A 23,026-nucleotide genomic window follows, 5' to 3' on the forward strand; every position below is an offset into this window, starting at 1 on the left:
CGCTGTTCGGCAGGGCACTCGGGGCGAGTTCGCTCGATGTGGAGGGAGCCCGAACCCATGTCCGTCACAACCCCGAAGTCACCGGGTGTGATCACCACCGCCGTGCCGGCGCGCCTGGACCGTCTGCCCTGGTCGCGCTGGCACTGGACGATCGTGATCGGACTCGGCACCGTGTGGATCCTCGACGGTCTGGAAGTGACCGTCGTCGGCAACATCGCGGGTCGGCTCTCCGAGGAGGGCAGCGGGCTGCCGATCACGTCCGCTCAGGTCACGGGCATAGCGGCCGCCCTGTATGTGGCGGGCGCCTGTGCGGGCGCCCTCTTCTTCGGCCACATGACCGACCGGTTCGGGCGCAAGAAGCTGTTCATGGTGACGCTGGCGGTCTATCTCGCTGCGACCGCGCTGACGGCCGTCTCCTTCTCCTCCTGGTGGTTCTTCGTCTTCCGCTTCCTCACCGGCTTCGGCATCGGCGGCGAGTACGCGGCCATCAACTCCGCGATCGACGAGCTGATCCCGTCCAAGTACCGGGGCCGCGTCGACATCGTCATCAACGGCAGCTTCTGGCTCGGCGCGATCGGCGGCTCGCTGCTGTCGATCGTCGCCCTGAACACCGACCTCTTCCCGGCGAACGTCGGCTGGCGGCTGACCTTCGCCCTCGGCGTGGTGCTGGGCCTGGTGATCCTGCTGGTGCGCCGGAACGTCCCCGAGAGCCCCCGCTGGCTGCTGATCCACGGCCGGGAACAGGAGGCCGAACGGCTGGTGGCGGAGGTGGAGGAGCGGGTCGAGGAGGAGAAGGGGCGCCCGCTGCCGTCGGCCGACCGGGAGATGACGATCCATCAGCGCGGCGGCGTCGGCTTCGGTCTGATCGCCCGTACGGTCTTCTCCCGCTACCGCCGCCGTGCCGTCCTCGGTTTCTCCCTCTTCATCGGCCAGGCGTTCCTCTACAACGCGATCACCTTCGGCTTCGGCGCGATCCTCACCACGTTCTACGACGTCCCGACCTCCGACACCGGCTACTACTTCGCCTTCATCGCCGCCGGCAACTTCCTCGGCCCGCTGCTGCTCGGCAAGCTGTTCGACACGGTCGGCCGCCGGATCATGATCTCGGGGACGTATCTGCTCTCCGGTCTGCTGCTCTTCGGTACGGCCTGGCTGTTCGACCGGGGTTCGCTCGACGAGGTGACCCTGACGGTCTGTTGGTGCGTGGTGCTGTTCTTCGCCTCGGCCGGGGCGAGCAGCGCCTATCTCACCGTCTCCGAGGTCTTCCCCATGGAGACCAGGGCCATGGCCATCGCCTTCTTCTACGCCATCGGCACGGCCGCCGGCGGTATCAGCGGGCCGCTGATCTTCGCCGAGCTGACGAAGTCCGGCGTCGTCTCCGACACCGTTCTCGCCTTCCGGATCGGCGCGGGCCTGATGTGCGCGGCCGGGCTGGTGGCGGCGCTCCTCGCGGTGCGCGCGGAGCGGCGGTCGCTGGAGGACATCGCGGAGCCGTTGTCGGCGAAGGGCTCCGCGTAGGGCTCCGCCCAGGGGCCGGGTGGGGTTGTTCGTCGGCCGGCGCTCAGTGAGGGCTGGGCGCGCAGTTCCCCGCGCCCCTTTGGGCCGCGGCTCCGGTCGGCGTCTTCTGGGTATGGGGGAGTAGGGCGGTCTGAGTATTCGTACTCTGTCGGGTCGGCTCCCGTGCCGGAAACCTCGTACGCATGACCGAGAAGCTGCTCCGCCCCCTGCGCACGTGCCCCTGGCCGGAACGCTGGCTGACCCGCCTGCTCGGCGCCGCGCTCGCCGCGGCCGCGTACCGTCTGTGCCTGCCGTGGGATCTTCGCGACCGCCCCGAGTTGGAGGGCTCCCTCACGGAGACGACGCCCGTGACCGTCACGGGCGTCGTCGTCCTCGCCCTCGTCCTGCTGCTCCTCGCGGCCTACTTCGGCCACCGGGACGCCCTGGCCTGGCCGCTGCTCCTGGTCGCCGTGCCGCCGTCCGCGCTGATGTACGTGTCCTTCCACGCGCCCCCGGAGCCTCCGGACGCGGACGTATGGCCGCTGTCGTGGGCCTTCTTCACGCTGGTGCTCGGCGCGTGGGTGCTGGTCGTGTCCTCGGTGGCGCGCCGGTTCCGGACGGATCCGGTGGACGAGCGGTGGCTGATCCACAGCCGGTCCCAGGACGGTAGCCGGTCCCAGGACGGTTCGGTCACCGCCCGGTTCGCCGAGCAGCCGCAGCCGGGCCGCCGTGCGGGCGCCCGTCAGCCGTAGAACCGTCAGCCGTAGAAGTACTGCCGGGCCTTCTGCTCGAAGAACGACGAGTAGGCGAGGCCGATGGCCGGGGTGCCGCGGTACGAGCCCACGTACTGCTGGGTGCTGTCGACCACCACGGGGCGGGCCATGCACGCCCACTTGTTGCGCTGCTGGGCCTCCGCCCAGCGGACGGCCGCCGGGTCCACCCGGTCGCTGACCAGCACCGGGAACGCGCCGATGCCGTTCTGGATCCCGGCCGGCAGACCGCCCTTGGTCTTCTTCGCGTACGTCAGCACCTGGTCGGTGAAGGTCTCGATGGTCGGGATGGTTATCTCCTGGACCGCCGCCGCGACCGTGAACAGGTGCAGCTTCGTCCCCATCCAGCTCCACCGGAAGTCGGCCCGGCGCCCGACGAGCACGGGCACCCCGGCCCACTCCTCCCACCAGGTACGGCATTCGTCGGCGGCGAGACGGGCGGCCACGGAGGCGAGGTAGGTCTGGGCGGGCGTCTGCTGAGGATGCATGGCCGGATCATGCACCCGCCGGTGGGCGCGTGTGAACCCGGGGGCGGCTTCGGGACGTCAGGCTTCGGGACGTCAGGCTCCGGTGGTCGAACCGGGTCGCACGATCATGAGGATCGTGACGGTCGCCCACAGGAGGTTGAACACACCGGTGAACATGGCGAGTCGGGCGGTGGCCGCGGTGCCGGCGTCGGTGACGGTGACGGTGCCGGTTCCGGCCGCGGCTCCGGTGCCGGTGCCGACGGCGGTGCCGCCGAGTCCCTCCAGGATCTCCTCCTGCCGGGGCAGCACCAGTGCCAGCAGGACCATCGCCGCGAGGGCGGTCAGCAGCATCGACACGATCAGCCAGGCGTCCTTCAGCACCCCCATGCTCAGCGCCGTGGCGAACCCGAGCACGGGCACGGCGATGCCCACGCCGCCGTATACCCGGCAGATCCGGTGCAGCAGCCGTACGGCCGACACCGCCCGCTCGCTGTCGGGTTCGGCCAGCGCCTTGCGGGCGCTCGGCGGGAACATGCTGGCCGCGACGGTGACGGGCCCGACGGCGATGATCGCGGCGAGGACGTGGAGGGAGAGAAGGAACTTGGTCACAGGGGGACGGTAGGGCGGGGGAGGATCACAGAGGAGCGGCTGGATTGCCATGCCCCAACGGATTCTCGCCAGCGCCCCCACGGCAGGGTGGGAGAAGCCCGCCTCCCGTTGGCCGGATCCCGGTGTGGGCCTACGCTCCCGCCATGCACACCGTGGCCGTACTGGCGCTCGACGACGTGATCCCCTTCGACATGTCGGCTCCCGTCGACACCTTCGGCTGGGCGCGGCTGCCGGACGGGCGGGAGGCGTACCGGGTGCGGGTCTGCTCGGCGACGGCGGACGGGGTGGTCAAGGCGGGGCCGTTCAGCGTCCGCGCGCCGTACGGGCTTCAGGCGCTGGCCGAGGCGGACACCATCATCCTGCCGGGGACGGCCGACCCGACCCTGCCGTTGCCGCCGGGGGTCACGGAAGCGCTGCACGCCGCGGCGGCGAGCGGGACGCGGATCGCGTCGATCTGCGTGGGCGCGTTCCTCTTCGCCGCGACGGGGCTGCTGGACGGGCTGCGCGCCACCACGCACTGGATCGCGGCCCCCGACCTGGCGGCCCGTCACCCGGAGGTCACCGTCGACCCGAACGTCCTCTACGTCGACAACGGCCAGTTCCTGACCTCGGCGGGCGCAGCCGCGGCCATGGACATGTGCCTGCACATGATCCGCAAGGACCACGGCTCGGCGGTCGCCGCGTTCACCGCGCGGATGTGTGTGATGCCCCTCGAACGGGAGGGCGGGCAGGCACAGTTCATCGTGCAGGACCAGCCCCCGGCGCCCGCCGGCGCCACCATGGAGCCCCTGCTGCGCTGGCTGGAGCAGAACGTGGAGCGGGATCTGACCCTGGACGACATCGCCCTCCACGCCGGGACCAGCACCCGCACGCTGAACCGCCGCTTCCGCGAACAGACGGGCACGACGCCCTTGCAGTGGCTGCACCGGGCGAGGGTCCGTCGGGCCCAGTACCTGCTGGAGTCCACCGACCACACCGTCGACCGCATCGCGACCCAGGCGGGCTTCGGCTCCCCGACGGCCTTCCGCGACCGCTTCAAGAAGGTGGTGGGAACGAGCCCGTACGCGTACCGGCGGGCGTTCCGGGGGGAGAGGGCTGGGGCGCGGGGGCGTTAGAGGGGGCGGAGTTCTTTATGGCCGCGTCGCTTCGGGGCCACGCGCCGTAAGGGGCGCGGGGAACTGCGCGGGCAACCACGCACGACCCGCGGCCCCCGACCGGCCGGACCCCCACCCCCCTTCCGGGGGCGGCTACCCCTTCCGGTCGGCCACCACCCAGGACGCCAGCGCCACCACCCCGGCGACCCCGAACACCGCCGGCCAGGCCCCCACCTTCTTCGCCAGCGGATGCGACCCGGCGAACGCGGCCACGTACCCGGCGGTCAGCGCCCCCGCGGCCTTGCCGCCCGCCGCCTTCTGCCACTGCTGGGCCGCCGCGGCGCCCGCCACCGCGAGCACCGCCCCGCCCAGGGGCCGCTTCTTCGTCCAGCGAGCCACCCCGTACCCGCCGATGAGTCCGCTCGCGGCCACCGCCGCCGTCGGAACCCTCGCCATCACTGCCTCCCGCGTCCTACGCCAGGTCCGTCGCGCCCGAGGCTACTGCGCCGCCACCCGCCGGACTCCCCGAGGCCCCCGTACGGCCACGGCCAGCAGGGACGCGGCCAGGCAGACCACGCTGAGGCCGGTCCAGACGACGTCGTACGCGCCGAAGAGATCCCGGGCCGTGGCGCCGAGGAACGCGGAGGCTCCCGCGCCCAGTTGGTGGGCGGAGTTGACCCAGCCGAAGACGATCGGGCCGTCCTCGCCGTAGACGCGGTCGATGAGGGCGATGACCGGTGGGACGGTGGCGACGTCGACGAGGCCGTAGACGACGACGAAGGCGATCATCGTCGGGGTCACGGTGGACGAGAACACCATCGGCAGCGCCAGCAGGGTGAGCGCGCGGACCGCGAAGTACGCGGACAGCAGCCGGCTCGGGTCGAAGCGGTCGGTCAGCCAGCCGGAGAAGACCGCGCCCAGCGAGGAGAACACGCCGATCAGCGAGAGCAGCGACGCGGCGGCGGTGGCGCGCATGCCGTGGTCGTGGGCGGCCGGCGCCCAGTTGCTCCACATGATCCCGTTGGTGGAGGCACCGCAGATGACGAACATCCCGGCCAGGACCCAGAACGGCCCGGTGCGCGCGGCGTCGAACAGCACCTTCAGGGCACGCTGCGCCGCCCCCGACGCGGGCGGCGGCTTCGGTACGAACTCCTCCGCCCCGTACGGCTTCGTGCCCACGTCCGCCGGGTGGTCGCGCAGCAGCAGGAGGACGAGGGCGGCCACCGCGAGGGCGACGAACGCCAGCGTCACCACCGGCGGGCGCCAGCCGTGCCGGTCGACGCCCCGGGCGAGCAGCGGCAGGAAGAGAAGCTGGCCCAGGTGGCTTGAGGAGCTGAGCACTCCGGTGACCAGTCCGCGCCGCCGCTCGAACCAGCTGCTCGTGATGCTCGCCGCGAACGTCATGGTGAGGCATCCGCTGCCGAGTCCGATCAACACGCCCCAGTACGCGGTCAGTTGCCAGGGCTGGGCCATCACGCTGGTGAGCAGCGCGCCCGCCGTGACGAGCAGCAGGGCGCCGACGACCACGCGCCGGATGCCGACACGGTCCATCAACGCGGCGGCGAAGGGGGCCGTGAGACCGAACAGCACCATGTTCACCGAGGCGGCGAGGGCGATCTGGCCCCGGTCCCAGGCGTAGCTCTCGTGCAGCGGGGTCACCAGCAGCCCGGGGACGGTGGTGAATGCCCCGGCGGTGACGATGGCCGCCCCGGCGGCGACTGCCACGGCCCAGGCGCGGTGGAAGCGAGGGCCGGGGGAGTTCTGGGAGTCCGGGGAGTGCGGGTGCTCGTGCTCGGGGGGCGTGGTCCGGGTCGTCAGCTCAGCCATGGGGCCAGCCTTGTGGGCGGCAGCCGCCCCCACGAGTGGCCAGATGGACCATGTGCGCAAGAATGTGGCCATGCCTGTCTTCGCCCACCCCGGACGCCACCGCGTCGCCGTACTGGCCCGCCAGATGCTCCTGCCCATCGAACTGGGAATCGTGCACCAGCTGTTCGGTCAGGCGAGAGAGGGTGCGACGGCGGACGGGGAGCCGCTGTACGAGGTCGTCACCTGTGGGCTGAGCGCCGGTGTCACCCGCACGGACGGCGACTTCACGGTCAACGTCCCCTACGGCCCGGAGGCGTTGGCCGAGGCGGACACCGTCATCGTCCTCTCCTCCCACGACGACTACGTCCAGGGCACCCCCGACCTCACCGCCCCGCTCACGGACGCCCTCGCCCGGATCCGCCCCGGCACCCGGATGGCCTCCATCTGCACCGGCGCCTTCGTCCTCGCCTCCGCCGGACTGCTCGACGGGCACACCGCCACCACGCACTGGCGGTACACCGACCTGTTCGCCCGGCTGTTCCCCCGGGTCGAGTTGGACCCGGACGTCCTCTACACCGACGGCGGTGACGTCCTGACCTCGGCCGGCTGTGCCTCCGGCATCGACCTGTGCCTGCACATGATCCGCCGCGACCACGGTACGGCCGTCGCGGGCGACGTGGCCCGCCGCACGGTCGTACCCCCGCACCGTGAGGGCGGCCAGGTCCAGTACGTACGCCGCCCCGTGCCCGCCCTCGCGGCGCCCGCCACCTCCGCCGCCCGGGAATGGGCGCTGCGGCACCTCCACGAGCCCGTCACCCTGGGGCAGTTGGCGGCCCGGGAGGCGATGAGCGTGCGCAACTTCAACCGGCGGTTCCGCGACGAGGTGGGGACGACCCCCATGAACTGGCTGACCCAGCAACGCGTGGAGCGGGCACGGGAGTTGCTGGAGGAGTCGGACCTGCCGGTCGACCAGATCGCGGCGCGCACGGGCCTCGGCACGGCGGCCAACCTGCGTCGGCACTTCCAGGAGACGCTGGGCACGTCCCCGAGCGCCTACCGGACGACGTTCCGCGCGACATGACGTGCGGCGTGATGCGCGAGGTGACGTGCGGCGTGATGCGCGAGGTGACGTGCGGCGTGACGCTCGACGTGACACCGGGCGTCGACCGTGTGCGGCGACGCCGAGCGGGGCGGAGTACGGCTCCTCCAAGGTGTTCTCCACCCCGCGACCCCGCGACCCCGCGACCCCGCGACGCCGCGACGCCGAGTGGCGCCCCACGTAGGTAGCAGGGGGGCGACCCCGCTGACGCCGCCGCACACCAGCCGCCACCATCGTGCGATGACCCCCACCGTCACCCACCTCACCACCCCGGACGGCATCCGCCTCGCCCTCCGCGCACACGTCCCGCCCCACGGGCACGGCCGCACCCTCCTGCTGCTGCACGGGCTCGCCGGCCACCAGGGAGAGTGGGACGATCTCGTCCCGTTGCTCCTGGCGGACGGTCACCGCGTGGTGACGTACGACGCCCGGGGCCACGGCGCGAGCACGCGGCGCCCGGCGGACATGAGCCGGGCGGCGTGCGTACGGGACGCGGTGACGGTGATCCGTGAACTGGGCCTGGCGCATCCGGACCAGCCGCCCGCGCCCCGCCCCGGACAGACACCTCCGGCCCACCCGCCCCAGCCGCCCCAGCCCCTTCATCCCCCTCTGACCCTCGTGGGCCAGTCCCTCGGCGGTCACACGGCCTTCCTCGCCGCGTCCGCCCACCCGGAACTCCTCGACTCCCTGATCCTGATCGAGGCGGGCCCCGGCGCCCCCGACCCCACCCTGCCCGCCCACATAGCCGCCTGGCTGGACAGCTGGCCCACCCCGTTCGACTCGCCGCCCCGGGCAGCCGACTTCTTCGGTCACGTCGCCTGGTCCCGCAACCTGGAGCGCCGTGCCGACGGCTGGTACCCCCGGGTGGACCGCGCCACGATGCTCGCCGCGATCGAGGAGGTGGCCGAAACGTCGTACCTGCGCGAGTGGGCCGCCGTCGCCTGCCCCGCCCTGGTGGTCGGTGGGGCCAACGGCACCATGTCGGCCGCCGACGCCGCGAGGATGCCGAGCGGTCGCTCCCCGGGCACCCGTACCGACCTCGCCGTCGTCGAGGAGGCGGGCCACGACGTACATCTGGACCAGCCGCGCAGCCTGCACGCGGCGATGTCCGAATTCATCAACTCCATTGCCTGAAAAGGCAGTTGGGCGCACAGCGAGGGCTGGGGGGAGTGAGTCACGTCACATGTCAGGCGAGGGGGAAGTGGTCCACGGCATCCCCCGAGCCTGGCATGCTCATGCATGGCTACTGGGGGGTAACCACCGCGTGCGCACTGCCGTGAGGGCAGGTGTGCCGCCATGGCCCGCCCTCCGCAGCCGCGTTCTCTCTCCCTCCTGAAGCGCACCCCCCTGTCACCGCTCCCGAGGACCCACGCGTGCACAAGCTCAGAAGACACACCCTGCTGTCGGCACTGTCGGCGATCACCGTCGCGACCCTGCTGGTCACCGGCTGCTCCACCGACTCCCCCTCCACCGCCGACAAGGCGGCCGCCACGACGGCCGAGTCGCCCGCGTCCGGCGCGGCCGAGGAACAACTCGCCGTCGTGTCCGCCCCGACCGGTGACGCCACCCCCACCGCCGTGGCCGACGCGAACGCGGCCGACCCGGGCAAGGCCAAGCGGTCCGCGCTCAAGGTCGCGTCGTACGACAGCAAGAGCGGCCGGGCGGTGATCGCGGCACCGGCGTCCGGGTCGGACGCCGAACCGTCCGCGACTCCGTCGAGGACGGCCTCCGCCTCCCAGGACCCCGACGAGGCCGACACCGGCAGCGACTCCGACACCGACACCGGCGCCGACTCCGGAACCGGAACCGGCACCGGCACCGGCACCGGAACAGGCGAGAAGCCGAAGCCGAAGCCGAAGCCGGCTGTGGCCGTCGGCGACGTCATAGCCAGCGCCCCCGCTCCTGGCGCCCCCGACGGCGTGCTGGCCGAGGTGACGGAGATCGTCGACACGGCGGCGGACGGCGGCACGACCGTCGAGACGGAGCCGGCCGAGCTCAACTCCGTCCTGGGTGAGGGCAAGGCGGACGGCACGGTCCCCGTCGACCCGTCCACCCTGGACGTCGACCCGCTCGTCCAGGGCGTGAAGGTCTCCTGGGCGAAGACCGGCGACCTCACCTTCGGACCCGAGGGCGCGAAGCTCCCGCTCGGCAGCCTGCGCATCGACGTGGGCGCGGCCGTGGAGGCGGCGCCGGACGCCCCCGCGTCGGCAGCGGCCTCGGTCGAGGGCTTCGTCCAACTCGCCCCCGAGGTCGCCTTCTCGTACGACGGCTCAGGCGCCGGCACGGGCTCGTCGCCGGGCGGCGCGTTCCTGGGGCTGACCGGCGACTGGGCCTCCCAGTGGTCGCTGAAGGGCCGCGCGGCCGGCTCGACCGACGGCAAGCCGATCCGTATCCCCTTCGCCGAACTGCACGCCGATCCCGTCATCCAGGTCGGCCCCGTCCCGATCGTCGTCAACCTGGACCTCGTCTGCTACTTCCAGGTGGATGCCGACGGCCGCGTCACGGTCGACGTCGAGCAGGACCTCAAGGGGGACTTCCGCGTCGGCGGCAACTTCACCTGGGCCAAGGGCTGGCAGGGCGTGAGCGAGTCCCACATGAGCGGAGAGCCCCTGAAGACGACGGTCACGGCCGTCGGTGACGTCAAGGCCGCGATGGGCGCGGAGGCGACGGTCGGCCTCTACGGCACGGTCGGCGTCACCGCCGACATCGCCCCGTACCTCCGCGCGGAGGCCGACGCGACCGCCGAGGGTTCGGCGAACGGCACGGGTTCGGCGCAGGGCTCCTGGGCCCTGTACGGCGGCATCGACCTCACCGGAACCCTGAACCTCCAGCTCTCCATCTTCGGCACACCGATCTTCCAGAAGAAGATCCCGCTGGGTGCCCTGCACGAGGAGTGGCTCCTGACGAAGGGCGAGGCGAAGACGCCGTAGGGCGCACCCCGCCACCTCGTGCACCGCAGGCCCTGCCCTCCTCCCGCGAGGCAGGGCAGGGCCTGCGGCTCGAACTACGGAGGCCGAAGGAACCGCGGAGGGCGAAGGAACCGCGGAGGGCGAAGGAACCGCGGAGGGCGAAGGAACCGCGAAGCCGAAGGAACCGTGAAGTCGAAGGAACCTCGAAGGCTTGAGGAACCGCGAAGGGCGACGGGAGAGAATCCCCTGCATGGGGACCACGAAACTCACCGCCCGCGCCCTCAACCGCGCGACACTCGCCCGCCAACTCCTCCTCACCCGTGCGGAGTTGGACGTGCCGACGGCGATACGACGCATCGTGGCCCTCCAGGCCCAGCACCCGGCGTCCCCGTACATCGCCCTGTGGAACCGCCTGTCCCCCTTCGACCCCACCACCCTGGACGCGGCGCTCACCGACCACCGCCTCGTCCGGGCGACCTTGATGCGGATCACCGTCCACACCGTCCACGCGGACGACTACACCCCGTTCCGCGAGGCGATGGAACCCACCCTGCGAGGCTCCCGCCTGGGCGACCCCCGCTACCGCGCCTCCGGCCTGACAGCCGCCGACGCGGACGCCTTCCTCCCACCCCTCCTCGACCACGCCGACCGCACCGTGCGCACGGCCGCCGAACTCCGAACCTGGCTGGAGGACCACCTCGGCGACACCGCCACCCCGGACACCGGCGCCCACCGCATGCTCCGCCACTACGCGCCCCTGTGGCACGCCCCCACCGGCGGCCCCTGGTCGTTCGATACCCGCCAGTGCTACGTCGCGGCGTCCCCCCGCCCGTCCCTCACCGACCCGGACGCGGCCGCCGAAGGCCTACGCACCCTCATCCGCCGCTACCTCCAGGGTTTCGGCCCGGCGACGGTCGCGGACATGTCCCAGTTCGCACTGGTCCAACAGCGCCGCATCAAAACGGCCCTGTCCGCCATGTCGGAGGAACTCGAAACCCTGCAAGCCACCGACACAGGCCACACCCTGTACGACATCCCGGGCGCCCCACGCCCCCCGGAGGACACCCCGGCCCCACCTCGCCTCATGGCCATGTGGGACAGCACGCTCCTGGCCTACGCCGACCGGGGCCGCCTCCTCCCGCCCGAGTACCGCACGTACGTCACCCGCATGAACGGCGACGTCCTCCCGACCCTCCTGGTGGACGGCCACGTGGCCGGCATCTGGCGCCCCCTCGGCAACGCCATCGAGGCCACAGCCTTCCACCCGCTCCCCACCCCCACCTGGGAAGCCCTCACGCAGGAGGCCACGGCCCTACAGACCCTCCTCACCACCCGATCGGACCCGACCCCGTACCGCCGCTACGACCACTGGTGGACCAAGCCACTCCCGGACACGTCGGAGACGCGCGTACTCCCCGCCGCTTGACGGGGCCCTGCTCCCCGCAGTCTCTCGCTCCACCACTCCTCCGAGTGATGGCGATCGCGCGAACTTCGAAGTACTTTCAAAGTTATGGGTACCGAGAGCGCCGCCGTGAACTTCTCCGAGCTGGTGAACAAGAACAAGCAGACACTCGCCCGGCTCCAGGAATCACCGAGACTGCTCCTGCACCGCCGGGACGGAGAAGATCTGGTTCTCACGACCGCGGCGCGGGCCGAGCAGGACCAGACGGTGGTGTCCGCAGCCACTCGGATGCTGGTCGCGATGGCTCGCCGGGAGCCCGGCAGCATGGAACTGCTCCTCGACATACTGCCGGAGGCGTTCCCCTGGGTCCGTTTCCTGCCCGAGCCCGATCTTCACGCTTTCGCCGTCGAACTGGTCGACACCATGCGGGCCGCCGACTCGGTCGGCAACAGCGCCTCCGTCGCCCAGCTGCTCATCGCCTGGCAGCACACCGCCGAGGTCTACTCCGACCCGGAACTCCTGGCCGCGCTGACCCGCCACCACTCCGAGGACTACGGCCCGGTACCCGACCCCGGGAACATCGCATGACCGGGGGCCGCGGAGACCGCGCCGCCCCACCGGTTCGTCGTCCCGGCACACCTCGCGCGTGCCTCTCCCTCCCATGAACTGCCGTCCGACATGGGCGGCGGCGGTCAGCCATGGCCGCGATCAGTTGAGCAGGAAGGATGCAGACTCACTGCTCGACGGCACCCGGATGAGCAGGGCGGGCGGACCTGCCGTTGCCCCGCGAGCAGGGCGCCGTAATAGAACTGTGTGCCCTGCGAGCCGCCAGATCAGTCACCGGCCTTTTTTGTTGAACCATCCGAGCGACTGGACGACGGACGCGCCGATAAAGAGGATGCCGAGAGGAACGATCGTGAACCAGGTGGCATCGGCTTCCATGGCCGCGAGCAGGGCGATGGAGCCGATGGCCAGCGCCAGGAGTACGAGCATGCCCAGAAGGACACGAATCTTGGAAACCAACGGATGATTCTCCAATGTTCAGCTGGGCTCTATTGACCAGACAGCGTTCGCTCCCTGTTGGACCGCTGGCGACGGTTGCCCAGCAGGGAGGCCGCAAGCTCCCCGGCGTGACACCACGGCTCCGTCAGGAAGCTCGTGGGGCGAGTCTCCCAACGCTGCCTTCCGGAGGCGCCAGTAGAATTACGTAGTCGCATACGTAGGTTCACCGGCCGGGGCGGGGCTGCGGCCAGCCGTACCGTGAGCCATTGTCAATCTCACCTGTCGGATGGGTAGTTGGCCTGACGGACGGATGAAGCCCCTGGTAGATGGGTTTCGACCAAGAGAACCGCCTCCACCAGAGGCTTCGTATGCTTGTCTACCCGTCCGGCGTCGACGTGTTCAGCTCTGACCTGCGCTTCCTCACTGCCCGACTGAGGGAACACCGTCGTGTCCTCGGCACCCGATGGCGGCGCCTGAGCGCGGGTCGGCAGGCCCTGCTCACCCTCGTCCCCCTCCGCAACGGCCAGCCGTATGCCTAGCTCGCGGCTGGTTTCGGGATCGGCACTACCACCGTCTACCGCTACATCACCGAGGCCGTCGGGCTCCTGGCCGCCCTCGCCCCCACGCTGCCGAAGTCATGCGGGCCGCGTCGATGAAGGCGTATCTGATTCTGGACGGGACGCTTCTGCCGATCGACCGGATCGCCGCCGACCGTCCCTTCTACTCGGGCAAATACCCCGTCGATCCCTGAATCCTTGAGCGAAGCGGCGACGCGTCCGGCAAAGTATCCCACTCTAGAAGCCCGGATTGAGGCTGCCCGAACCGACTTTCATCGCTACGTGTGGAAGCAGAATCATGGGATCAAAGAGAAGAATCTCCTGCGATTGCTACTGTCGGTTGGCTTACAGGAAGCCGAAATAAACTCTGCTTGGCTAGACGTAACGGAAGCTTGGGCAACCGCACGTGGTGACGCTGCCCACAAAGGGGCCAAGGTGCAGGTCAGGACTGATCCGCAGATGGAGCTCAAGGCGGTAACTGACGTGCTGGACGGCTTTCGTGGACTCGACAGAATAATGGAGAGTAAATAGCGATCGTTCAAGTATCCTAAGGGTCCCTCTCGTGGAATTATAGGCCTACATTTTTTAGTGCTTCTGTGAATTCGCGCCACGCTTTCCCTTGAACAAGGATGAGATCCCCTTCGCGGCACTTTGAGTCGCGTATGAGAGTGCCGTTATCAGTGTGTGCGCACTCGACGCATTCTGTCCCGCTTCCGCCGCTGTGAGAAGACTTGAACCAAGAGGGCGTGGGTATTTGGGTCATTGCGGCTCCTTGCTTAGCTGCTTGATCAGGGTGGCCGACGATTCTAGGTCGAGGGCCTGTGCGCTCAGGTACTGGAACGCCAACCTGTACCGGTCCAGTTCCTGAGGCTTCTCCATGAAGAGTCCGCCTCCGAGCAGGTCGACGTAGACCACGTCCAATTCGGGTGTAGGGCCTCGCAGGACGGCAAAGCTGCCGACAGCCGCGGCGTGCGCGCCTGTTGAGAAGGGCAGTACCTGGACAGTGATGTTCCGGCGCTCGCACATCGTGAGCAGGTGGGTAAGTTGCTCGCGCATCACCTCGCGTCCGCCGACGCTGCGTCGGATGGCTGCCTCGTCGATCACGCACCAGATGTGCGGTGGCTCATCTCGTTCGAGAAGTTCCTGTCGCTTCATCCGAATGTCGACCATGTGTTTGACTTCTCGCTCTGTGCACTCGACCTCTGAAGCCCGGTGAACGGCCTCCGCGTACTTGCGCGTCTGGAGTAGGCCGGGGATGTACATGCAGGCGTAGTGGTCTTCACGTACGACCTCGTCCTCAAGTGTGAGCATGAGGTTCATGGAGTCGGGGATCGGGTCGGCGAGTGACCGCCACCAGCCCTGGATCCTCGCCCCTTTTGCAAGCTCGACCAGGGCTAGACGTTCTTCGTCAACGGCGCCGTACTCGCGGCAGAGGGCATCTACGGCCGGCCACTTGACTGCGCCCTCTTTCGTCTCGTAGCGACTCAAGGTCGCCTTGGAGATGCCGACGCGGGCACCTGCTTCCTCAAGGGTCAGTCCCTTGAGCTCGCGGAGGCGGCGCAGGTCCGCACCCAGTTGGCGCCTTCGTGTGGTGGGTCCAATTGGCATCTGTGCAGCCCTTCGTGTTGATCCATCAGATAGTCCTGGCTGTCCAGGTGGGTCGGCAAGGTGGTGTGCGCCGGGGGCGTGAGATGCGGCAGCGCGCTCCTTGCCCCCTTTGGTGAGAGTTCCATTTTGAGAGTTTCAATGCAACTCTTGGTGTGCAAGCAACTCGCATGTGTAACCGGAAGTGGGCGAGAAGGAGTTGAGCGTGGACTGCGCGACCTGCATGCCAAGGAAGCCCTGGGACCTTCGGTTTCTGGCAGAGCCCGAGGAAGTGGCCGCCCTGCGCCGCATCGTGCGGCTTCACCTGGGACTTTGGGGTCTGCATCATGTTGTCGACGAGGCTCAACTCTGCGTCAGTGAACTCGTGTCGAACGTCATCACGCACGTCGGTCACGGCACTCCGGCCACCCTCGCGGTTGCGATGAACGGCACGTACCTGCGCATCGAGGTGCATGACCCCGACACCCGGGCCCTGCCCACGCTCACGGCTGCGGATTCCGACTCGGAGGGCGGGCGCGGCATGGCGCTCGTGGATGCCGTTACCGACCGCTGGGGCGTTCAACTCCTCGCTGATCGCAAGATGACGTGGTGCGAGCTCCTCACCACGCCGACCACGCCCGACAGCCACTGCGGCGGACCTCACGTAACAAGGGCGGGTGAGGTGCTCGACCTCTACAGCCAGGTGAAGCACTCGTCCGCCCACAACTCAGGGCGGCTGAGCGCAGTCATGGGAGAAGAGGCGGCGATCATTGCTATTGCTGATCTTCTCCACTGGCTCCGGGTGCACGGTCGTAATGCGGATGACGTATTGGACCGAGCCCAGATGCATTTCGAAGCGGAAGTGGAAGCAGGGGTGGTGGGTGCTTGATGCGCGGCGCTACCCGGCTTTGATAGTCGAGTACGTCCAGACGTCCGCCGGAAGCTCCTGCCTCAGCTTCCACGTGATCGCCATCGGTTTGCTCCCCGTGTGATCCTCGTACTCCGCCGGGCCGAGCAGTATCCACGGCTGTGCGCCGCCTATGTCGGTGTTCTTGTAGCGGCGGACGAAGAGCAAGACGTGGCTGCCCTCGGCGACATGATTCTGATAGCGCAGGCCGGTGGGGGAAGTCGCGGAGGTCTGGTTTTGAGACTCCCAGTGGAAGAGGGTCTCGCTCTGCGCGTAGTCGTGGTACCTGGTCTGCGGGGAGAAGTCCTTCTCGTCCTTCTCCAGCGTGATGAGGAGCGCGTCCGTCTTAATCGAGTCGCACCACTTCACGCCCTCACGGAAGTCGGCGGGCATGAAGCCGCCGATGTACGACTGTCCCAGAGCGGGCAGGATTTCTTCGCGACTGTATGAGGCATGCACGGTGAGGGGGACGCCTGGCGGGCCGCCCAAGCCGAAGAGAGGGATCGGTACGTGCTCGGTGTGGGCGAGGTTGTATTCCAGCACCTGACGCAGCTCGCTGCGGACGGCATGTTGTTTGCGCAGGGTTGCGAATCCGGCGTCGTAGTTGGCATACCCCTTGCGCACGATGCCGCCGAGTGGCCACAACTGGAAGAAGAGCATACGGGCGTAGGCCTGTCCCTGCTCGTCAAGGTCGTTGTAGGCAGGGGCGTCGTCTTCCAACATGCTTGTGTACGCAGCGACTCGTAGCGGATCGTCCACGTGGAGGAAAGCGGAGACGCGCTTGAGTAGCGCGGCCTCGCCTTCGGGAGCCTCGCCCTTCAGCAGGCCGGAGCGACGGAGTAGGCCCGTCCACGAGTTTCCATTGCCCCGATAGAGCTCTTTGAGTTCGCGTCCGCTCTCGTCGAGGTAGCGGCTGAGGTTCGGCTCTGCGTAGCCCGCCACCTCGCGAGCCAGCGCCGTGACGTTGACGCCGATCTGATCCTTGATGTTGGCGATAATTACTTTCTTCGCCTTCTCCTCAAGGATGATCTGGCAGCCGGAAGGGAGGTGTGGAAAGTCGTGCTCGATGTTGTCCAAGAGCCGCTTGCGAGTCAGGTTCGTGAGGGCACGGAACTGGTTCTCGAAGCGGAACTCCTTGCGGTGCTGGCCGATGAAGTCCAACACGGTCAGCACGGCCTTGTTGTCGGTACGCCGAAGGCCTCGTCCGAGCTGCTGCAAGAACACCGTGGCGCTGGAGGTGGGGCGCAGCAAGAGCAGGGTGTCTACGTCAGGGATATCAAGACCCTCGTTGAAGAGGTCGACCGAGAAAATTACCTGCAATGTGCCAGAGGTGAGGTCGGCCAGGGCTTGCTTGCGCTCATCGGCAGGGGTTCCGGCAGATAGGGCAACGGCGTTGAGTCCTGCTTTACGGAAGGACTCCGCCATGAAGCGCGCATGTGCGACGGAAACGCAGAAGCCCAAGGCTCGCATGGCGCTCGGGTCGGCGATTTTCTCCTCCACGGCCTTCAAGACCAGTAGCGCCCGCGCGTGGTTGGCGGAAAGCACATCGCTCAGCTCGCTTGCGTCGTACGCCCCGCGATGCCACTTCACCGCACTCAGGTCGGTGTTGTCGCTGATGCCGAGGTAGTGGAAGGGGCTGAGTAGGTCGTTCTCCAAGGCCTCCCACAACCGCATCTCGGCAGCGATGCGCCCATCGAAGAACTCGTCCTGGATGTTCTTGCCGTCCATGCGCTCGGGAGTCGCGGTCAGTCCCAGCAGTTCCAGCGGCTCGAAGTGATCGAGGATCTTCCGGTATGTCGGGGAGGTCCCGTGGTGGAACTCGTCGATCACGATCACATCGAAGTGATCAGCGGCAAGCCGGTCCAACGCACGCGCGTTGAGTGACTGCACGCTGGCGAAGACATGCGTCCAGCGCTCCGGAATCTCCCCGCTGTGGAGGGATTCACCGAAGTTCGCGTCCACCAAGACGTCTTGGTAGGTCCGCAGAGACTGCTGGAGAATCTCCTTACGATGAGCGACGAACAGCAGGCGTAGGTCACGGCCGTGCTTCCGGCGCAACTGCTTGTAGTCAAGTGCCGCCATCACGGTCTTACCTGTGCCTGTCGCCGCGACCAGCAGATTTCGGTGCCGGTCATGCACTTCACGTTCGACTTCCAGGCGCTCCAACATGTCCCGCTGATGGGCATAGGGGCGTACTTCGAGACCGGACAGGGTGATCCTGCGATCCGTGCCCGAGGTATTCGAAGAGCCCCCGGCGATCGCCAATGCCTCCTGGAGTCGCGCACCGTCGGTGTCCGGGTCGTACAGCTCGAAGGACGGGTCGCTCCAGTAGGCCTCGAAGGTCGCGCCGAACTTTCGCATTACGTCGGGTGTGGCGATGGAGGAAAGCCGGACGTTCCACTCCAGCCCATCGAGCAGCGCGGCCTTCGAGAGGTTGGAGCTGCCGACGTAAGCGGTGTCGTAGCCGCTCTGTCGACGGAACAACCATGCCTTGGCGTGAAGGCGAGTCGACCTCGTCTCGTAGTTGACCTTGACCTCGGCATTGAACTCTCGCACCAGCCGGTCCAGCGCACGCCGTTCGGTCGCCCCGATGTAGGTCGTGGTGATGACCCGTATCGGCACGTCCCGTTCACGGGCGGCCTGTAGGGACTGCTCGATGATGCGCAGACCGTGCCACTTCACGAAGGCACAGAGCAGGTCGACGTGGTCAGCGGTGGCGAGCTCGGCACGCAACTCGAAGCCGAGGCTCGGGTCTTCGGGCGAATTGGTGATGAGTGCGGTGTCGGACAACGGGATACCGGGGCGTACGGCGAAGACGCCGGGGGCCTCCTGCCGCGTCAGCGCCAGCAGCTGACGAGGGCCGGACGCGACCAAGTCCACCCACTCCTGCGCCCCCTTGAGGGTGCTGATGGACTCCAGAATGTGGTTCGCCGCGTGTACTCGCTCTTCGGGAGGAATGCCGTGCAGCACGCGTCGTACGGTCGTTGCGACGTGTCTGGCCAACACGTGGGGTACCGATTCTGTTCCCAGCTTGTCGCTCACCGGACGCCATCCGAGGCTCGCGAGCTCCTTCAGTCGCTCCTCGCACCTCAGCGTGATGAGTTCCTCGTACACACCTGCGACAGGCTGTGACAGGGCTCCCGACTCAGACACGCACGCTCCTTCGATCGCTCAGACGGCTATGCCCATGCGTAACAGAGCCCACTGACACTCTGGCCGAAGGACTTCATCGCGCAGTGCAGCGGAACACCCATCGGAAGGGGTGGGGCTGGGCCCTCAGACCGAGCCCCACGTGCCTAGGCTCCGTGACACTCCCCGTAGCCCCGCCCCGATCCACACCAACACTCAGCCTCCCGCTGCGGCGGCCATTCCACAGCCAACCCCCGAGCCGCCAGCGTGGTGGCGTACTGCGGCAGCAGCGTCGTGTCGTCCGGGGACGCGCCCTCCGATGCCGCGAACGCCTCGTACGACGGGACCGTCCCCGTCACGATGCCCAGGTTCGGCGTGCCCGAAGACGCCAGCTCCCGGAGCGAGGCCTCTATCGTCGCCAGGTGTTCCTCGTGGGACGGGTACTCGGCGGTCAGGCCGGGGTAGGCCGACACGAGTTCCGACAGCTCGGCCGCCGGCCAGTGCAGGACCGCCACCGGGAAGGGGCGGGACAGGGCTTCGCGGTAGGCGCCCAGTTCCGCTCGTAGGCGGGAGATCTCGGCCTGGAGTTCCGCCGGGTTGTCCGAGCCCAGGGACCAGACGCGCTTGGGGTCGTGGAGTTCGTCCAGGGAGATCGAGGACGAGTGGAGGGTGTCCGCCACGGCGTCCCAGTTGTCGTGCGTCGCGCCCAGCATGCGGCGGACCCGGTGGCGGCCGAAGAGGAGGGGGCGGGTGGAGTACGGGGGCTCCGCCACGTCCGTCAGGAGGAGGGTCACGGCCGAGGTGAACGTGTCCTGGGCCGCCTCCAGCTCGTCGTGGGCCTCCAGGGCCTCCGCCACGATCACCCAGGGGGCCGGGTCGCGCGGAGCGGCCGCGCGGACTCCGTCGATGATCGCGCGGGCCTCGGCCTCGTGGCCGTACTCCCAGAGGTTGGCGGCTTTCAGCGCGCGTACGAGGTGGGGGTTGTCGAGAGGGGCGGACGACGACAGCAGGCGGTCGTAGAGGGCTGTCGCGGTGGGGCGGTCGCCGGCCAGTTCCCGGTGGGCCGCGGCCTGCAGGAGCAGGTGCTCGGCGTCCTCCGGGTAGAGGTCGGCGGTCCGCTCCAGGCGTGCCGCTTCGGCGTTGTGGTCGACGTTCTCGGCAGGCGTGTCGGGGCGCATGGACGACACCGTACTGCCGATGGGGGACCGAGGGGGGCGGAGGTGACGCGCGGGTGGAGGTGGGGAGGCGGGAGGGGGCGGGCCGGGGGCGCGCCCACCTCCCGACTCCACCGCTTCTAGATCGTCACCCCGTCGATCTGCAGCGTCTGCACCGCCCCGGCCGCGAACGGGACCGCCACCGACTTGCCGTTCAGGCGCGTGTCCGAGTACGCGCGGTAGCGGTCGGTGCCGCCCGAGGTGTGGGTGTTCCAGCGGGGGACCAGGCCCCCCGAGCCGCCGGTCACCGTCGTGAAGCCCGAGAGGTTGAAGGTGAAGGTCTGGGCGGTGGTGGCGGTGTTGATCGCCACGATCACCAGGCGCCTCGCCGCCGCGTCGTACGCCGCCGCCGTGTAGCTGGAGCCCGCGTCCAGGATCGTCATGCCCGGGCGGATGTGGCGGCTGAACTGGGCCATCACGTAGTACTTGGTCTGGACCGTGGTGGGCTGCAGCGTGTTCGCGTCGTAGGCGATCATCGCCCAGCCCGCCGTCGGGTCCATGACCTGCCAGTAGACCCAGGCCGTGGGGTGCAGCCAGCGGAAGTCGTAACAGAGGTTGCGGGCGAGGGTCCAGCCCGTGCCGTCGCTGTCGCCCGTCTCCGAGTTCCACAGCTTCTTGCCGGACGTCGTCACCACGTCCGTGTAGAGGAGGTCGCGGCGGCCGCCCGCGCCCTGGTAGCCGTGCACGTTCACCTGGCTGACCAGGGATTTCGTGGAGGCGTTGAAGGAGTTCCAGGTGGAGCGGGCCGTGTCGTAGTTCGTCTCGTCGGAGGCCGCGATGCGGACCGACGTCAGGCCGCGGGCGTCCAACTCGCTGCGCATGTACGGGAGTACGGCCGCCTGGACCGCCGGGTCCATGTGGCAGCCCTCCTGGGTGCCGGTCGCCGTCCACCAGGAGGCCGCCGGCTCGTTGAAGGGGTCGACCGTCGCGAAGTTCACGCCCCAGTTGTTCTTCGCGTACAGGGCCGTCGCCGCCAGGTGCGAGGCGTGCTGGCGGTAGTTCCAGGTCTGGAGGTTGTTGCCGCCGCCGGAGGCGCCCGAGGGGTTGTGGTTGGAGCACATCCACCACATGGGGGAGTTCGCGAAGAGTTCGGTGGTGGCGCCTCGGGCCACCGCCTTAGTCAGGGCCGCGCGTTGATTCGCGTCCGCCGTCCAGTCCCAGGCCGAGGAGGCCGGGTTCTCGTTGGTGTAGTCCTGCCAGAAGCCCTCGATCTGCTTGAAGGCGGGGATGTTGGGGGACTTCACCATCGACTCGCCGTTGATCGAGTTCCAGCTGCAGGCGCCGAGGTTGTAGCGGGCGATGTTCATGCCCAGGCCGGGCAGGGCCGTGCCGTTGTACGTCGTCGTCTTCGTGGTGAACCACAGGTCGGCGAAGTCGTCCCGCGCGCCGAAGACGTTGGCCCACCAGGCGAGCGAGGTGCCCCAGCCCTCCCAGGTGCCGTACTTGGTGGCCGGGTTGATGGCGATCGTCGCGTCCGCGCTCGCCGTGCCCGTGCCGAGGGCGGTGCCGACGACCGCGCCGCCGGCCGCCGCCAGGAGCGCTCTGCGGCCGAAGGCCGCCGGGGGGCCCGAGGCCCTCCCGGGCGTCGGGGACTCCGCCGTAGGCCTCGGCCGGTCGTTCGTGGGGTCGGGGGATGCAGTCATGTCAGCTCCGGGGGATGCGGGTGCCGCGGGGAGGGGAAGGAGACGGACGGGGAGCGGTCGCCTTCCGAACTGCCGAGTGGGGACATCGGAAGAGTCAGGGGTGAGTGGTGAGGTTGTCGAGAGGTGTGACAGCGCTTTCTGCTATTTCTTTCAAGGGTTGTGAGAAGGGGAGATGAAAGTCCCCGGGGCGGTGTCGGGCCGCGTTCGTCCGCTCTGGGTCGCCGCGGAGTGCGCCGTCACCCTCGGGCTCGTCCTCCTCCTCTTCGTCGCCCATCAGCTGTGGTGGACCAACCGGCAGGCCCAGCAGGGAGCGGCCCGGGAGGTGTCCGCGCTGGAGCGCGCGTGGGCGGAGGGAGCCGCCGTGGGCCCGGGGCCCGACCGGGCCCACGCCGTCCTCGTCATCCCCCGTCTCCGGCTCCGCGCGCCCGTCGTCGAAGGGGTCGGACGGGCGGAGGTCCTCGACAAGGGGTTCGTCGGGCACTACCCGGGGACCGCGCGGCCGGGGCGGCCCGGAAACCTCGCGCTCGCCGGGCACCGCACCACCCACGGCGAGCCCTTCCGCCACCTCGACCGGCTCGAAGCCGGCGACGAGGTCCGCGTCGAGACGCGTGACGCGGTCCACACCTACGTCGTCGACAGCACGCTCCCGCAGACCGCGCCCGGCGACAGCGGGGTCCTGCGGCCCGTCCCGCGCAGCGACGTGCGGCCGTCGTACGGGTATCGCGAGCGCGGCCACTACCTCACGCTCACCACCTGCACGCCCGCGTACACCTCCACGTACCGGCTCGTGGTCTGGGGGAAGCTGCGCTCGGTGCGCCTCAGATGAGAGCATGTGTGCGACCGGCCCCGAGGTCGCCGTCGTCCGACGGGCCCGGAGCCACGCACCGGAGCCGTCCGAGAGGGGAAGCCGTGATCCGTCGCTGGGTCGGCCTTCGCCCCGCCGCGATGCTGCTGCTGTTCCTCTTCGAGGTCGCCGTCCTCGACACCGGCACGCTCTCCGCCGCCGTCGCCTTCGCCGCGACCGCCGCGGCCGGCTCCGCGTTCGCCGCCTGCGCGCTGATCGCCTCGCGCTGCGCGCCCGTCGTGCCGCGTACGCGCGTCCGTACGGCCATCCGGGACCGTGAGCGACGTACGGCGTTCCTGCCTCAACGCGATCCCGACGCACGCGGGCGTACGCGCCCCCGCGCGCCTGGACGTGCCCTCCTGACGGCCACCGCGTAGGGCACACCGCCTCCACTTCTCCACTTCCACTTTCTCCGGCTGAGACCTCTCTCCGTCGGCTGAGGCCTGTGCTCCGCACGCGGGCCGTCGCGCCGAGTCCGGTCATCCGACCCCTG

Annotated in this window: 22 protein-coding genes and 1 pseudogene; 13 read left to right on the plus strand and 10 right to left on the minus strand. The window is 69.2% G+C overall.

Annotated elements, in window-relative coordinates; genetic code table 11:
• The first annotated feature begins 57 nt into the window (after positions 1–57).
• A complete protein-coding gene (locus tag K1J60_RS27465; RefSeq protein ID WP_220648520.1) occupies positions 58–1,518 on the plus strand; it encodes an MFS transporter in 1,461 nt (486 codons plus the stop codon).
• 182 nt (positions 1,519–1,700) lie between these two features.
• Complete coding sequence (locus K1J60_RS27470; RefSeq protein ID WP_259407940.1) at positions 1,701–2,249, plus strand: hypothetical protein; 549 nt, start codon at positions 1,701–1,703, stop codon at positions 2,247–2,249.
• Between the two features lie 5 nt (positions 2,250–2,254).
• On the opposite strand, the gene K1J60_RS27475 is transcribed toward K1J60_RS27470, so the two are convergent.
• Entirely contained in the window at positions 2,255–2,755 is a 501-nt protein-coding gene (locus K1J60_RS27475; protein WP_220648521.1) for a levansucrase, read from the minus strand.
• A 72-nt stretch (positions 2,756–2,827) separates the two neighbouring features.
• Complete coding sequence (locus K1J60_RS27480; protein ID WP_220648522.1) at positions 2,828–3,343, minus strand: protease; 516 nt, start codon at positions 3,341–3,343, stop codon at positions 2,828–2,830.
• A 143-nt stretch (positions 3,344–3,486) separates the two neighbouring features.
• Here K1J60_RS27480 and K1J60_RS27485 point away from each other — a divergent pair, with 143 nt between their 5' ends.
• On the plus strand, positions 3,487–4,458 hold the full coding sequence (locus tag K1J60_RS27485) for a GlxA family transcriptional regulator (protein ID WP_220648523.1): 972 nt from the start codon (positions 3,487–3,489) through the stop codon (positions 4,456–4,458).
• A gap of 132 nt (positions 4,459–4,590) precedes the next feature.
• On the opposite strand, the gene K1J60_RS27490 is transcribed toward K1J60_RS27485, so the two are convergent.
• Together K1J60_RS27490 and K1J60_RS27495 are read right to left on the minus strand one after the other, a co-directional pair.
• The gene (locus tag K1J60_RS27490; RefSeq protein ID WP_220648524.1) at positions 4,591–4,893 is read right to left on the minus strand and encodes a hypothetical protein; all 303 of its coding nucleotides are present in this window, start codon (positions 4,891–4,893) and stop codon (positions 4,591–4,593) included.
• Between the two features lie 42 nt (positions 4,894–4,935).
• Positions 4,936–6,264, minus strand: coding sequence for an MFS transporter (locus K1J60_RS27495; protein ID WP_220648525.1), 1,329 nt, complete (start codon positions 6,262–6,264; stop codon positions 4,936–4,938).
• Positions 6,265–6,334: 70 nt separating this feature from the next.
• On the opposite strand from K1J60_RS27495, the gene K1J60_RS27500 reads away from it, so the two are divergent.
• The 5 genes from K1J60_RS27500 (at position 6,335) to K1J60_RS27520 (ending at position 12,241) form a co-directional block, all read left to right on the plus strand.
• Entirely contained in the window at positions 6,335–7,324 is a 990-nt protein-coding gene (locus K1J60_RS27500; RefSeq protein WP_259407941.1) for a GlxA family transcriptional regulator, read from the plus strand.
• Positions 7,325–7,582: 258 nt separating this feature from the next.
• A complete protein-coding gene (locus tag K1J60_RS27505; protein ID WP_220648527.1) occupies positions 7,583–8,476 on the plus strand; it encodes an alpha/beta fold hydrolase in 894 nt (297 codons plus the stop codon).
• A gap of 239 nt (positions 8,477–8,715) precedes the next feature.
• Positions 8,716–10,272: a hypothetical protein gene (locus K1J60_RS27510; RefSeq protein WP_220648528.1), complete on the plus strand. Its 1,557-nt coding sequence runs from the start codon at positions 8,716–8,718 to the stop codon at positions 10,270–10,272.
• A 229-nt stretch (positions 10,273–10,501) separates the two neighbouring features.
• A complete protein-coding gene (locus K1J60_RS27515) occupies positions 10,502–11,677 on the plus strand; it encodes a winged helix DNA-binding domain-containing protein (protein ID WP_220648529.1) in 1,176 nt (391 codons plus the stop codon).
• Between the two features lie 84 nt (positions 11,678–11,761).
• Positions 11,762–12,241 (plus strand): hypothetical protein, encoded by a 480-nt coding sequence (locus K1J60_RS27520; protein WP_220648530.1) that lies wholly within the window; start codon positions 11,762–11,764, stop codon positions 12,239–12,241.
• Between the two features lie 249 nt (positions 12,242–12,490).
• Here K1J60_RS27520 and K1J60_RS27525 read toward each other — a convergent pair whose 3' ends face one another.
• Positions 12,491–12,676: a hypothetical protein gene (locus tag K1J60_RS27525; protein WP_220648531.1), complete on the minus strand. Its 186-nt coding sequence runs from the start codon at positions 12,674–12,676 to the stop codon at positions 12,491–12,493.
• Positions 12,677–13,023: 347 nt separating this feature from the next.
• On the opposite strand from K1J60_RS27525, the pseudogene K1J60_RS27530 reads away from it, so the two are divergent.
• Both K1J60_RS27530 and K1J60_RS27535 read left to right on the plus strand, forming a co-directional pair.
• A pseudogene (locus tag K1J60_RS27530) lies at positions 13,024–13,391 on the plus strand (transposase family protein); the annotation flags it as partial.
• A gap of 19 nt (positions 13,392–13,410) precedes the next feature.
• On the plus strand, positions 13,411–13,743 hold the full coding sequence (locus K1J60_RS27535; RefSeq protein ID WP_220648532.1) for a hypothetical protein: 333 nt from the start codon (positions 13,411–13,413) through the stop codon (positions 13,741–13,743).
• A 37-nt stretch (positions 13,744–13,780) separates the two neighbouring features.
• Here K1J60_RS27535 and K1J60_RS27540 read toward each other — a convergent pair whose 3' ends face one another.
• Positions 13,781–13,975, minus strand: a complete 195-nt coding sequence (locus K1J60_RS27540) for a DUF397 domain-containing protein (protein WP_220648533.1) — start codon at positions 13,973–13,975, stop codon at positions 13,781–13,783.
• The gene (locus tag K1J60_RS27545) at positions 13,972–14,820 is read right to left on the minus strand and encodes a helix-turn-helix domain-containing protein (RefSeq protein ID WP_220648534.1); all 849 of its coding nucleotides are present in this window, start codon (positions 14,818–14,820) and stop codon (positions 13,972–13,974) included. Before K1J60_RS27545 ends, K1J60_RS27540 begins: the two co-directional genes overlap by 4 nt.
• 220 nt (positions 14,821–15,040) lie before the next feature.
• On the opposite strand from K1J60_RS27545, the gene K1J60_RS27550 reads away from it, so the two are divergent.
• Positions 15,041–15,685 carry an ATP-binding protein gene (locus tag K1J60_RS27550; RefSeq protein WP_220651726.1) on the plus strand — a complete coding sequence of 215 codons (645 nt, stop codon included), beginning with the start codon at positions 15,041–15,043 and terminating at the stop codon, positions 15,683–15,685.
• A gap of 9 nt (positions 15,686–15,694) precedes the next feature.
• Here the strand turns inward: K1J60_RS27550 and K1J60_RS27555 are convergent, their stop codons facing one another.
• The 3 genes from K1J60_RS27555 to K1J60_RS27565 form a co-directional block, all read right to left on the minus strand.
• Positions 15,695–18,856, minus strand: coding sequence for a DEAD/DEAH box helicase (locus tag K1J60_RS27555; RefSeq protein ID WP_220648535.1), 3,162 nt, complete (start codon positions 18,854–18,856; stop codon positions 15,695–15,697).
• Between the two features lie 143 nt (positions 18,857–18,999).
• On the minus strand, positions 19,000–20,010 hold the full coding sequence (locus K1J60_RS27560) for an SEC-C domain-containing protein (RefSeq protein WP_220648536.1): 1,011 nt from the start codon (positions 20,008–20,010) through the stop codon (positions 19,000–19,002).
• A gap of 116 nt (positions 20,011–20,126) precedes the next feature.
• The gene (locus K1J60_RS27565) at positions 20,127–21,689 is read right to left on the minus strand and encodes a glycoside hydrolase (RefSeq protein WP_220648537.1); all 1,563 of its coding nucleotides are present in this window, start codon (positions 21,687–21,689) and stop codon (positions 20,127–20,129) included.
• 172 nt (positions 21,690–21,861) lie between these two features.
• Here K1J60_RS27565 and K1J60_RS27570 point away from each other — a divergent pair, with 172 nt between their 5' ends.
• Together K1J60_RS27570 and K1J60_RS27575 are read left to right on the plus strand one after the other, a co-directional pair.
• Positions 21,862–22,515 (plus strand): class E sortase, encoded by a 654-nt coding sequence (locus tag K1J60_RS27570; RefSeq protein WP_220648538.1) that lies wholly within the window; start codon positions 21,862–21,864, stop codon positions 22,513–22,515.
• A gap of 119 nt (positions 22,516–22,634) precedes the next feature.
• Positions 22,635–22,910: a DUF6412 domain-containing protein gene (locus K1J60_RS27575; RefSeq protein WP_259408321.1), complete on the plus strand. Its 276-nt coding sequence runs from the start codon at positions 22,635–22,637 to the stop codon at positions 22,908–22,910.
• Positions 22,911–23,026 lie beyond the last annotated feature (116 nt).

It is taken from the genome of Streptomyces akebiae (genome assembly GCF_019599145.1).
GTDB classification, from domain to species: domain Bacteria; phylum Actinomycetota; class Actinomycetes; order Streptomycetales; family Streptomycetaceae; genus Streptomyces; species Streptomyces akebiae.

Excerpts from the sequence above, each read along its gene's own strand:
- K1J60_RS27545 (WP_220648534.1), bottom strand. The coding sequence starts at position 14,820 with ATGCCAATTGGACCCACCACACGAAGGCGCCAACTGGGTGCGGACCTG.
- K1J60_RS27575 (WP_259408321.1), top strand. The coding sequence starts at position 22,635 with ATGCTGCTGCTGTTCCTCTTCGAGGTCGCCGTCCTCGACACCGGCACG.
- K1J60_RS27520 (WP_220648530.1), top strand. The coding sequence starts at position 11,762 with ATGGGTACCGAGAGCGCCGCCGTGAACTTCTCCGAGCTGGTGAACAAG.
- K1J60_RS27470 (WP_259407940.1), top strand. The coding sequence starts at position 1,701 with ATGACCGAGAAGCTGCTCCGCCCCCTGCGCACGTGCCCCTGGCCGGAA.
- K1J60_RS27485 (WP_220648523.1), top strand. The coding sequence starts at position 3,487 with ATGCACACCGTGGCCGTACTGGCGCTCGACGACGTGATCCCCTTCGAC.
- K1J60_RS27570 (WP_220648538.1), top strand. The coding sequence starts at position 21,862 with ATGAAAGTCCCCGGGGCGGTGTCGGGCCGCGTTCGTCCGCTCTGGGTC.
- K1J60_RS27465 (WP_220648520.1), top strand. The coding sequence starts at position 58 with ATGTCCGTCACAACCCCGAAGTCACCGGGTGTGATCACCACCGCCGTG.
- K1J60_RS27495 (WP_220648525.1), bottom strand. The coding sequence starts at position 6,264 with ATGGCTGAGCTGACGACCCGGACCACGCCCCCCGAGCACGAGCACCCG.
- K1J60_RS27475 (WP_220648521.1), bottom strand. The coding sequence starts at position 2,755 with ATGCATCCTCAGCAGACGCCCGCCCAGACCTACCTCGCCTCCGTGGCC.
- K1J60_RS27540 (WP_220648533.1), bottom strand. The coding sequence starts at position 13,975 with ATGACCCAAATACCCACGCCCTCTTGGTTCAAGTCTTCTCACAGCGGC.
- K1J60_RS27560 (WP_220648536.1), bottom strand. The coding sequence starts at position 20,010 with ATGCGCCCCGACACGCCTGCCGAGAACGTCGACCACAACGCCGAAGCG.
- K1J60_RS27565 (WP_220648537.1), bottom strand. The coding sequence starts at position 21,689 with ATGACTGCATCCCCCGACCCCACGAACGACCGGCCGAGGCCTACGGCG.
- K1J60_RS27490 (WP_220648524.1), bottom strand. The coding sequence starts at position 4,893 with ATGGCGAGGGTTCCGACGGCGGCGGTGGCCGCGAGCGGACTCATCGGC.
- K1J60_RS27550 (WP_220651726.1), top strand. The coding sequence starts at position 15,041 with ATGCCAAGGAAGCCCTGGGACCTTCGGTTTCTGGCAGAGCCCGAGGAA.
- K1J60_RS27515 (WP_220648529.1), top strand. The coding sequence starts at position 10,502 with ATGGGGACCACGAAACTCACCGCCCGCGCCCTCAACCGCGCGACACTC.
- K1J60_RS27500 (WP_259407941.1), top strand. The coding sequence starts at position 6,335 with ATGCCTGTCTTCGCCCACCCCGGACGCCACCGCGTCGCCGTACTGGCC.
- K1J60_RS27505 (WP_220648527.1), top strand. The coding sequence starts at position 7,583 with ATGACCCCCACCGTCACCCACCTCACCACCCCGGACGGCATCCGCCTC.